At 67.7% G+C, this 10,966-nt stretch carries 7 protein-coding genes; 4 read left to right on the top strand and 3 right to left on the bottom strand.

The features are described from left to right. Positions 1–2,331 (bottom strand): TonB-dependent receptor (locus AC1DSO_RS23760; RefSeq protein ID WP_477071159.1); only part of this gene is annotated, 2,331 nt, incomplete at its 3' end. Between the two features lie 294 nt (positions 2,332–2,625). Between AC1DSO_RS23760 and AC1DSO_RS23755 the strand changes: the two genes are divergently transcribed. After that, positions 2,626–3,306: a SapC family protein gene (locus AC1DSO_RS23755; protein ID WP_477071158.1), complete on the top strand. Its 681-nt coding sequence runs from the start codon at positions 2,626–2,628 to the stop codon at positions 3,304–3,306. Then, entirely contained in the window at positions 3,303–4,337 is a 1,035-nt protein-coding gene (locus AC1DSO_RS23750) for a cupin-like domain-containing protein (RefSeq protein ID WP_477071157.1), read from the top strand. Before AC1DSO_RS23755 ends, AC1DSO_RS23750 begins: the two co-directional genes overlap by 4 nt. 30 nt (positions 4,338–4,367) lie before the next feature. Here the strand turns inward: AC1DSO_RS23750 and AC1DSO_RS23745 are convergent, their stop codons facing one another. Further along, positions 4,368–6,443: an alpha-L-arabinofuranosidase C-terminal domain-containing protein gene (locus AC1DSO_RS23745; RefSeq protein ID WP_477071156.1), complete on the bottom strand. Its 2,076-nt coding sequence runs from the start codon at positions 6,441–6,443 to the stop codon at positions 4,368–4,370. Positions 6,444–6,721: 278 nt separating this feature from the next. Here AC1DSO_RS23745 and AC1DSO_RS23740 point away from each other — a divergent pair, with 278 nt between their 5' ends. Both AC1DSO_RS23740 and AC1DSO_RS23735 read left to right on the top strand, forming a co-directional pair. Beyond that, positions 6,722–7,828: an alpha/beta hydrolase gene (locus tag AC1DSO_RS23740; protein WP_477071155.1), complete on the top strand. Its 1,107-nt coding sequence runs from the start codon at positions 6,722–6,724 to the stop codon at positions 7,826–7,828. A gap of 32 nt (positions 7,829–7,860) precedes the next feature. Beyond that, positions 7,861–9,756: an NPCBM/NEW2 domain-containing protein gene (locus AC1DSO_RS23735; protein ID WP_477071154.1), complete on the top strand. Its 1,896-nt coding sequence runs from the start codon at positions 7,861–7,863 to the stop codon at positions 9,754–9,756. A 12-nt stretch (positions 9,757–9,768) separates the two neighbouring features. On the opposite strand, the gene AC1DSO_RS23730 is transcribed toward AC1DSO_RS23735, so the two are convergent. Next, positions 9,769–10,566 carry a FadR/GntR family transcriptional regulator gene (locus tag AC1DSO_RS23730; protein WP_477071153.1) on the bottom strand — a complete coding sequence of 266 codons (798 nt, stop codon included), beginning with the start codon at positions 10,564–10,566 and terminating at the stop codon, positions 9,769–9,771. Positions 10,567–10,966: the final 400 nt, after the last annotated feature.

The following is a 10,966-nucleotide window of genomic DNA, read 5'->3' as shown; positions in this document are numbered from 1 at the left end:
GTAATACCACTCCACCGCCGCGTCGAAGTTGTCGGCCAGGTATGGCTTCAGCGACGGGCTGCCGCCGCTGCCGGTCAGGGCGCCGACGCGTTGGCCCGTCCCGACGCTGAGCACCGGCGTCAACAGGTTCAGGCTCGGCCGCGTCAGGGTTCGCGAGGCGTCCAGACGCAGGTGGATGCTCTCGGTCAGCTCCAGCTTCATGTCGACGCTGGGCAACAGGTAGGAATAGTTGCTCTTGGTCGACACCGCCTGGGGCTGGCTGAGGGACACCGTCAGCAGGGTGGGGTCACCGGTGCTGCGGGTGATCGCGGTCGGCACCTGGCCGAAGCCGTTCGAGGTGACGTGGGTGTTCTCCTCGCGGACGCCAGCGTTGAAGTGGAACGGCATGCCGGCCACGTCGACGTCGAAGTTGGCGCGGACGAACAGCGCCCAGGTCTTTTCGGTGATGTCGCGGATGCTGCCGTTGTCCAAAGCCAGGTCGAACGCCCCGGTGAACTGGGTTCCGACGCCGCCGCCGCCATAGTTGAAGCCCGGGATGTTCTTGGTCTGGGGATTGCCTAGGCTCGACAGGAACTGCTGAAAGGCGTGGGCGTCGTACTTCAGCAGGTACGGCGGCAGAGCGCCGTCGAAGCCCGGGATGAAGTTCTTGGTGCTGACGCGGGCGGTGAACAGGTTGGCCGGGACCATGACGCCGCCGTTGGCGCCCGAGGCGGGGCCATAGCCCGGATAGGCCTGCCAGAAGTTGTTAACGAAGGTATTGCTCTGCTGGAACTTGTAGTGATCCTCGAGATAGCTGCCACCGGCCTTGATCTTGAAGCCTTCCTGCTCCCAGGCCCCGGCGAACCGCAGTTGCTTGACGACGTCGGTGTTCTGCTGGGCTTGGCGCACCACCACGTGAGAGCCCATCACTGACGTGTCGGCCCAACGCGCGGCGTCTCCGTTCGGGCCGTAGTTGTGCAGCACGGGCAGCGTGTTCTTGCTGTCGCCGCCGATGCTGATGCCCAGCGAAGGGCCGATGCCGAAGCCGTAGCCGACGTCGGCGCCGTCGCTGGTGAGCTCGCCGCCCGGGTTTAGCCAGCTCTTCGCATAGCTGGCGTCGGCCTCGAACTTCAGATTGTCGGAGGCGTCCCACTGGACGTTGAGGCCCGTCTGGTTGGTCCGCAGAACCGAACGATCGGTGCCGGCCGTGAAGTCGGTTTGCGAGCCGGCCTGGGTGAAGTCGACGGTCGTGCCGTTCTGGTCAAGCTTGACGTTCCGAAGGCCGTCCTGGTTGAACCAGATGCCGTAGCCGAAGTTGTCGGCCCGGATGCTCTGACGCGAATAGTTGTCGTCGAGCGTCACCGTGAGGCCGTCGATCGGCGCCCATTGCAGGGCGATGCGCCCGTCGAGCCGTTCGTCCTTGGTGTAGATCTGGCTGGCGCCGGCCTGCTGCTCGAACCAACCGAGGACGGTCTTGGTGCCCGACGCCTGCTGGGCCGGCGTACAGCTCGCGGTCAGCTGGCATGGCGAGTAGTAGCCGCCCGGCCAACCACTGACATAGACGCGGTTGGTCTGGGTGTCGTGACGCGTGTACATCGCGTCGACGAGGACGCCGAACTTGTTGTCGGCGAAGGTGTCGCTGAACAGCGCACCGACGGTCGGAACGAACTTGCCCGCGTCGTCCTGCACCGAGCCCGAGGCGCTGAGCGCCATGCGACGACCGGGATGGTCGAAGGGCTTGGGGAAGGCGACGTTGACGGTCGCCCCGATCGAGCTGCTCGACAGGGTGACGTCGGGCGTCTTGAGCACGGACAGGCCGCCGACGAAATCGGCGCCGACGGTGCTGAAGTCCACCGAACGGCCGCCCGTGGCCGTCGAGATCCGGCGGCCGTCGTACAGGGTTTCGTTGAAATCGCCGCCGAAGCCGCGGACCGTGATCCCCTGAGGTTCGCCCCGGGCGCCGGAGCGCTGGATCGAGACACCCGGCAGGCGCTGCAGGGACGCGGCGACGTTGGAATCGGGGAACTTGCCKATGTCCTCCGCCGAGATCGCGTCGACGACGCCTGCTGAGTTGCGCTTGATATCGAGGTTGCGCTGCAGGGAGCCGCGCAGGCCGGTGACCACGACCTCTTCGACGACGCTCTGATCGGATGCTTGTGAGCTCTGGGCCTGCGCCGCGCCGGGCGCGGCCAGGGCCGCGGCCGTGGCGATCGCCTCGGCGTCGGCGCGGTCGGCCGCGTGAGCGGCGCCGCAAAGCGCCAGAGCCAGAAGGCTCGCCGCACCGGCTAGCGCCGACTTGGAGGTCGTGCGCACGCCGTAATTACTCTGATAAGAGATTGCAGTGGTTTTCATTTCCCCCTCCAGGGTGCCATGGGTGTTTTCTTTCCGGCACAAGACAGCCGGACGCACACGCAGACGCCGTAACGCCGCGATTCCATTGACTAAAGAGGGTGTGGTGCCTCGCTTGCGTGAGTCTTGCTCATCACATCCTCCCTGCGCATTTATCGTTCTTATGATGCAACGTTAGCGCTACCAGTTACCGGTATCAATAGTTATTTGTCGGTGTAATTGTGAAGGTGCGGGAGAGGCGCGACGCATTGCGCCGGACGACGTATCGAGGTTCAACGAGGCCTCAGGGAGGAAACGATGCAAGGACAGCTGGAGCGGCTCAACGTCCGGGATCACGGCGATCTGCGCCTGAGCGCCCTCGCGGGACCGGCCCCTCATTTCGTGCAGGTGGTGGCGGCCGAGTTCACCACCGCCGCCGCCGTCTGCCCGCTGTTCCTGACAAAAAGCGCCGATACCGGCCAGTTCTATGCGGGCGCGATGTTCGGTTTCGAGCCGGGCGAAAACCTGCTGGACGAGACGTCGCGTGCGCTGTTCGCGCCCCTGGACCTCGAGCGGCAGGGCTTCTTCGTCACCGGTGACGATCTGGTCGCGATCGATCCAAGGCATCCACGATTCGCGGACGTGGGCGGCGGGAGGCTGTTCGAGGCCGACGGCGAACCGAGCCAGGCCCTGCGCCGCGTCCAGCAGGCCATGGCCCGCCTGCGCTCGGGGCTGGCCGAGACCGACACGTTCATCCAGGCGCTTCTGGCGCGCGGGCTGGTCGAGCCGATCGACGTCGACCTGTCGTTCGACGACGGCAGGACCGTGAGCCTGAACGGCCTCTACACGGTCAGCCTGGACAGGCTGGGCGAGCTGGACGAGGCGGCGGTGCTGGACCTCTTTCGGTTGGGCCACCTGCAACTGATCTACGCCATGGCCGGATCGCTGAAGCAGGTTTCGCGGTTGGCGGCGCGGCGAAACGACCTGATCTCGGTATGACCCCGGACGGGTCCTCGCCGATGCGCATCCTCGAGGGGCGAGCGGTCGATCAGTTGGACGCCGCAACCTTCGCCGATGTCGTGGCTAGGGACTGCCAACCGGTGGTGCTGCGGGGGCTGTGCCGCCATTGGCCGGTCAGCGCTGCGGCCCGGCAAGGCTGGGAAGGGCTGGCGGCTCATCTGCTCGCGTTCGACGCCGGTCGCACCGGACAGGCCTTCATCGGCCCGCCAGCGATCGCCGGACGCTACGACTATGGCGATGGCGCGGACGGCTTCAATTTCGAGCGCCAGTCCCTGACCCTGGCCCAGACCCTGGAGCGTATCGACCGGGCCGCGCGCGAGCCGGAGGCGCCCAGCGTCTATATGGGCTCGCTTCCCGCCGACGACTATGCGCCGGGTTTCGCCGCCGCCAATGCCCTGGACATGCTGCCGGCCCTGGCGGCGCCGCGCCTCTGGCTGGGCAACGCCAGCCGGGTGGCTTGCCACTACGACACCTATGACAATCTGGCCTGCGTCGTGGCGGGGCGTCGGCGCTTCACGCTGTTTCCGCCGCAAGCCATCGCCGACCTCTATGTCGGGCCGATCGACCACACACTGGCGGGCCAGCCGACCAGCCTGGCCGCCAGCGCGGCGCCGGGCGACCCCCGCTATCCGCGGTTTCCCGCGGCCGTCGCCGAGGCCCGCGTCGTCGAGCTCGAGCCAGGCGACGCCCTCTACCTGCCGAAGCTCTGGTGGCATCAGGTCGAGGCGCTGGAGCCGCGCAATCTGCTCGTCAACTATTGGTGGGACGGGTTCGCCGCCGGTCCGGACGCGCCCTATACGACCATGATGCTGGCGATGATCGCCATCGCCGAGCGACCCTTGGCCGAGCGCCAGGCGTGGCGGGCCTTCTTCGATCACTACGTCTTCCGTCCGGACGGCCATCCGCTGGCGCATTTGCCTCCCGAGCGCCACGGCCTGCTGGGGCCGCTCGGCAATGGAGCCTACGGTCGCATCCGCGCGATGATCATGCGGATGCTGCGAGGCGGGTAGGGCGCCGGACTGGCCGGCGCCCCTTGGGTCCTAGCGCCCGCGTGGGTCGAGCGGGAACTCGAACACCGTCGCCGAGACGGGCGAGACCACCAGGCTCGCGCCTGGGCGCGCCGTGCTCGGAGTGATCGTAACGCCCGCCGGCGCGCCGACCTTGTTGGCGGCCGTGAGCGACGGACCGCTCAGCACCCACTTCTGACCCGACCCGCGCACGGCGAGGGCCTTCAGGTCCAGCCGCACGGTCTGCGGCGTCTGGGTCGCGTTGACCACGCCGATCTTCAAGGTCTTACCGTCCGGGCTGACCCCGGCGATCACGTCCAGCGGATAGGTCGGGCTGCCGGCGCGCACCTTGGGATGGTTGAAGCCGACCGGATAGCGCGGCTCGGGCTGGGGCGTGTCGCCATCGACCGCCATGGGAACGACGCCGGCTCCGAAATGCTCGCCATAGAGCTTGAACACCAGGCCCGTCGTGTTGAGCGTGGCGGCGGTGGGCGTAATGTCCATCGTCGAGGCGCCGGTGGTGAAGGCGGCCATGGTCAGGAAGTCGGTGTGGCGCAGCATCTCCTGCATGACCATGGCGTAGGCCAGGGCCGACTTCAGATTGACCTCGCCGAAATAGGCGTACTCGTCCATCGACAGGAAGATCTTCTTGGCCGTCATCGCCGGGAAGCGCTGCTGGTAGATCTTCCACTGCTCGGCCTTCATGCGCACCTGGTTGGAGGGCGAGCGGGCATACTCCATCAGTTCGGCGTCGGCCGGCGCATTCGGCCGCTTCTCGGGTTGGTCGTACCAGTGCTCGGAAATGCCGTCGAAATTGCCCCAGGCCTTGGCCAGCAGGCCGCCGGTCCAATCCCATTCCGTGCCGAACTTGGGCGCGACGCTTTCGAGCGAGGCGTTCTCCTTCGTGCCGCGCGGATGGCCCTGGTCGGGCATGGCGCCCGAGCCGATCAGGGTGATGTTGGGATCGACCGCCCGCATCGCCTCGGCGAAGGCGTTGTGCTTGATCATGAAGTAGTCGAGCGAGGTCTTGCCGATCTGCCACCAGCCATAGGGCTCGTTGCCGATGTTCCAGAACTTCACGCCGTACGGCTCGGGATGACCGTTGGCCGCCCGGCGCGCGCCCCAGACGCTGGTCGCCGGTCCGTTCAGATATTCGACTTCCTCGGCGGCGGAGTTGGCGTCGCCGAGGCCGGCGTTGACCGTCACATACGGCTCGACCTCGATGATCTTGGTCAGGTCCAGCCATTCGTCCATGCCGATGTCGTTAGGCTGCATCGCGCTCCAGGCGTAGTCGAACATCGGCGCGCGCTTGTCGCGGGGGCCGATCGCGCCATGCCAGTCCCAGTCGGACAGGAAGTTGCCGCCCGGCAAGCGCCACATGCCTGAGTTCAGCGAGCGCGCGATGGCGGTGGTGTCGGCGCGCCAGCCTCGGACATTATCGGCCGGCATCAACGAGACCGCGCCGATCCGGAAGGCGCCCGCGCCCAGGCCGGTGATTTCCAGCCTTGCGTCGGCGGCATCGGCCGTCGGCGTGAAGTTGAAATCGGCGCGCTTCCATTCGCCGCCCAGAGCGGGCAGGGCGATGGCCTGGCGGTCGTTGGGGCCCGGTCCCCAGACCAGGGCGACCTCGACCTGGGCGCCGGCGTCGCCGGAGATCTGCACATAGCCGTCGTAGTGCTTGCCCTTGGCCAAGCCGATCCCGGCTTGCGACAGGCCTTTGCGCGTCGCCGGATCGACGACGATGCGTGGGCTCTGGGCGCCGACATAAGGCGCCGCCTTGTCCATGATCACCGCGTCGTCGCCCCCGATCGGGCGCCATTTGCGATAGCTGACGCCCGGCCGGCCTTCGGCGTTCAGGGGCGGCGGCGTGTCGAGCGCCGCCGGGACCACGGGATAGTAGAACTTTCGGTCGTCCAGCATCTCGGCCCACAGGGTGCGGGCCACGAGGCCGCCGATGGGCTCGATGAACATGCCGTATTCGTACTTGGTGACGGCGGCGGCGCGGCGCGTCCCGTCGATCGTCACCTTGATCGGCTCGGCGCTGGCGCCGCCCGCCGCGCCGCTAATCGCCCAGCCGAGGCAGGCGGCCAACATCAACCTGGAACGCATCTCAATCTCCCTAATTACTCTGTTTATTTATGAGTCTCGCGTGGGCGACGACGGCGCGAGACGCCGCTGTCCTCCCGAATGGTCTTCGCGCAAAAGACCGGCTTTTCCCGCCGATTTTCCTATCGGTTTTGGTAGGGGATCGTGTCGGGGGGCGAAGCGTGAATTTCAGGGTGTTTCGCGCCGACGCGGTTGACGAAGCTCCATTTACACAGACAAATGGTAGCGCTCACAATCGCTGAGCGCAACGACCGCGATCACGCGGCGCCGGGGAGGTTTCGATGACGACTCGCGACAAGCATGGCCGGGGCGGCGCGCGCTCTGGAACCTTGGCCTCGGCCTTGATGATCGCCCTGCTCGGCCTGGCCGCGCCGATCGCCGCCAGCGCCCAGGTGACGACCAAGGCGCCGCCGCCCGTCGCCGGCGCCAAGCCCGCGACCGTCCAGAAGATCAAGGTCCATTCGGCGGCCATCGAGGGCAATCTCGAGGGCGAGAGCGCCGACCGCGACGTCCTGGTGGTGCTGCCGCCCGGCTACCAGAGCCACCCCAAGCAACGCTATCCGGTCGTCTACGCGCTGCACGGCTACTGGATCGGCGCGCAGCAGTGGAGCGGTGAAATCCACGTGCCTCAGACCGTGGAGGGCGCCTTCGCCAAGGGCGCGCGCGAGATGATCGTGGTGCTGCCCGACAGCAAGACCATCCACAACGGCTCGATGTACTCCAGCTCGCAGACCACCGGCGACTTCGAGACCTTCATCGCCCGCGACCTGGTGGCCTATGTCGACCAGCACTATCGCACCCTGCCGCGCCGCGAGAGCAGGGGCCTGGTGGGCCACTCGATGGGCGGCTACGGCGCCAGCCGGATCGGCATGCGCCATGCGGATGTGTTCGGCGCGCTGTACATGATGAGCCCGTGCTGCCTGTCGGCGCGCGAGGCGGCTCCGCTCAGCCCGGAAGCCGCGGCGGCGCTGGCCCAGGTCAAGACCAAGGAAGACGTCGCCAAGCTGCCGGGAGCGCTGCGCCCGCAGCTCGCCGCCGCCGCCGCCTGGTCGCCCAATCCCCAGAAGCCGCCGCTGTACCTGGATTTGCCGGTCGAGAACGGCGTCACGCGGCCCGAGGTGCTGGCCAAATGGGCGGCCAATGCGCCGCTGGCCTTCGTCGACCAGTATGTGTCCCAGCTGCGGCGCTACAAGGCGATCGCCATCGACGTAGGCGACCGCGACAGCCTCAAGGGCGACGCGGGCAAGCTGCATGAGGCGCTCGACCGTTACGGCCTGGCCAATGGTTTCGAGATCTATCCGGGCGATCACACCAGCGACGTGGCGGGGCGCTTCCAGGACCACGTCCTGCCGTTCTTCAGCCAACACCTCGTCTTTCAGGCGCGCTGAGATCCATGCCGTTCGCCGCCCGGAGCCCCTTGATGTCCTCACGCCGCCTGAGCGTCGCCCTGGCGGCCGCGCTTCTCGTCTGCGCCGCTTCGGCGGCGGCTGATCCGCTGGCCGCCACGGGACGGTGGAGCGCCCATGAGCGGAGCGCGGCGCGCACGCCGCCCATGGGCTGGAACAGCTGGAACGCCTTCACCAGCGACATCGACGAAGACAAGATCATGGGCTCGGCGAGCGTCCTGGTCTCGTCGGGCCTGGCCGCCAAGGGCTATCGCTACGTCAATCTCGACGATGGCTGGTGGCTGAAGCGTCGCGCCTCCGACGGTCGCATGCTGATCCGGGCGGCGCGTTTCCCCTCGGCCGCCACCGCCAATGGCGACACCAGCTTCCGCCCGCTCACCGATCGCCTGCACGGCATGGGGCTGAAGGCGGGTATCTATTCGGACATCGGCCGCAACAGCTGCGGCCAGGTGTTCACCTCGACCTTTCCCAACCAGCCGGAAGGCGACGTGGGCGAGCGCGAGGTTGGCCTGTATGGCCACATCGATCAGGACATCGGCCTCTATTTCGGAGAGTGGGGCTTTGACCTGATCAAGGTCGACGGCTGCGGCGTGCGCGGCCTCGGCCCCGCTGACCCCCGGGTCAAGGCCGGGCAGTATCGGGCGCTTGGGCCGTTCGTCGACATCGACTCCCTGGGACGCACCGACATTCCTACAGTCCGGGGGCTTTACGAGGACGTGGGCCGGGCGCTGGACAAGCACAATCCCGACGGCGACTTCGTCTATTCGCTCTGCCTGTGGGGCGCGGCCGACGTGCGGTCATGGGGCAAGAACGTCGGGGCCATGTCGCGCACCAGCGAGGACATTTCGCCAACCTGGAGCCGCATGCTGCACAATCTCGACAGCGTCTCGCGGCGTCCGCTCTACGCCCATCCGGGGACGTGGAACGACCCGGACATGCTGTTTGTCGGCAAGGGCGACTTCGACGCCGACCATCTCGAGGCCGCGCGCTCGCACTTCACGCTCTGGGCCATGGTCAACGCCCCGCTGCTGATCGGCTATGACCTGCGCAACGCCAATCCGGCCTTGCTGGAGATCCTCGGCGCCGCCCAGGTGATCGCCCTGAACCAGGATCCGGCCGGCAACCAGGCCGTCCTTGCGTTCGATTCCGCCGACCTCTCGATCTTCGTCAAGACGCTGGCCAGCGGCGACAAGGCGGTCGCGATCCTGAACCGCACCGCCGCGCCGGCCGAGGCGATCTTGACCGCCGATCACCTGAAGTTCCTGGCCGACGCCGACATCGACCTGACCGACCTCTGGTCCGGCCAGGCTTCCCGCTTCAAGGGCGAACGCAAGTTCCAGCTCGCGCCGCGCCAGACCCTGCTGTTCTCGGCCAAGGGCAAGCGACGCCTGGCGGACGGCGTCTTCCTTTCCGAGCAGCCCGGCGCGGTCAATCCAGCCATCGACGGCGTGGCGGTCCCGCAGGCTGACCCGTTGGTCCATCGCGCGATCCTGCCCTGGCGCGGCACGCGCGGCGCGGGCGAGCCGCCGCGCTACGGCGGCTGGGGCGGCGCCCAGGCTGATCGGACGCCCTATGACCAGGAGCTGGCGATCGCCGGCCAGCGGTTCGGCGCCGGCCTCGGCGTCCTGGCCAATTCGCGCCTCGAGGTCCGCAACACGGGCTTCCGACGCTTCACCGCCAGCGTCGGCGTCGACGACAGCGCGGTCGATCGCAGCCGGGCCGTCACCTTCCTGGTCTATGGCGATGGCAAGCTGCTGGGCCGTTCGCGGCCCTTGAAGTTCGGCCAGAAGGCGCAGGCGCTCAGCATCGACGTAGCCGCTGTGCGATTGATCGAGCTGGTCGCGCAGGGCGGCAAGGACGATCCGCGCCCGGATCCCGTCACCTGGGGCGAGGCGGCTCTGCGACGCTGAGCGCGCTGGCCGCTAGGACCTCGACTCATCCCGGGCAGCGGCGCCGGCGGCCGATCGCCGGTTCCAGCGACCGCGGGTGTGCGCGCCCTCGAGGCTGATCCGCGAAAGGCGCTCGTGCGCCTCGAACTCGGACACCGCGGCGAGATAGGCGTCGAACAACGCGCCGACCGCCTGGCGTGTCGCCGAGGACGAGCGCTGCGTCAGCGCCTCGACCACCCGCGCCTGCAGCGTCCGGATCGACCGTGACGAGCGGGCCAGCGCGGCGTTGAAGGGGCCGCGAAGCCCGGGCCGGGTGGCGGCCAGGTCCCAGAGGTTTTCGATCGAGGCCGCGATCGCCGCATTGTCGCTCGCCCGAGCCAGGGTGACGTGGAAGCGGCGGCAACACTCGGCGGTTGTCGGGCCCGGCGCGCTGACGGTCGGCGGAGCGGGCAGGGAGCCCTCGGCCGCGTCGAGACCCGCGGCGAGGCTGGCCGCCTGGATCTCGAAAGCGCGGCAGGCCTCCAACAGCGCCACCAGGTCGACCGACGACGTTCCGCCAAGACCGCTTCTGGGCTCGGCGCCGATCACCTGGCTGCCCGACCCGTGACGCGAGACGATCAGGCCCAGGCACTCCAGGATGATCAGGGCCTCGCGCAAGGCCGTGCGGCTGACGCCGAACTCGCTCAGCAGCTCCTGCTCGGTCGGCAACCAGTCGCCACGACAGAAGACTCCGGCCTTGATGCGGCTCATCAGTTCATAGGCCAGCCGCTGAGGCGCGCGTCGCCCGAGCGGGGTCACTTGGGCGGCGCGCAGAGAACCAAACGACGACATCGCGAACCCTAATTACTGAGAGAAAAATAGAATTTCAGGGTCAGGCCGTCGAGAAGATTCTCATATCTGACAATGTTTCCACATATGAAATGACACACGCATCGGCGCCGCCCATCACGATGAATCGTCGAGAGATTTCGGGACTGGGCGGGGCGGGGCGAAGTGGCCGCTGGCCTGATCGTGAAGTCGGATTTCGGCCGGCGATTAGGCCGACAAAAGCACACGGACGCGGCGGCGGTCCGAAGCCGCGGCGGCCGTGTGTCAGCTCGGATCTGGGCTAGCTGTCAGGCGACGGCCAAGTCACATGGACGAGCGGGTGTCGTCCAACGCCAGGTCGACGAGCGCCCGCATCGCCGCGCTCGCCGCGTCCGGATCTCCAGCGACGATGGCGTCGCAGACC

The organism is Caulobacter sp. P4_E5 (assembly GCF_056401555.1).
Note: the sequence above shows the minus strand (reverse complement) of the source record. Positions and strands in the feature narration are given on the sequence as shown.

Coding starts and splice junctions, on each gene's coding strand:
- AC1DSO_RS23755 (WP_477071158.1), top strand. CDS start 2,626: ATGCAAGGACAGCTGGAGCGGCTCAACGTCCGGGATCACGGCGATCTG.
- AC1DSO_RS23750 (WP_477071157.1), top strand. CDS start 3,303: ATGACCCCGGACGGGTCCTCGCCGATGCGCATCCTCGAGGGGCGAGCG.
- AC1DSO_RS23745 (WP_477071156.1), bottom strand. CDS start 6,443: ATGCGTTCCAGGTTGATGTTGGCCGCCTGCCTCGGCTGGGCGATTAGC.
- AC1DSO_RS23740 (WP_477071155.1), top strand. CDS start 6,722: ATGACGACTCGCGACAAGCATGGCCGGGGCGGCGCGCGCTCTGGAACC.
- AC1DSO_RS23735 (WP_477071154.1), top strand. CDS start 7,861: ATGTCCTCACGCCGCCTGAGCGTCGCCCTGGCGGCCGCGCTTCTCGTC.
- AC1DSO_RS23730 (WP_477071153.1), bottom strand. CDS start 10,566: ATGTCGTCGTTTGGTTCTCTGCGCGCCGCCCAAGTGACCCCGCTCGGG.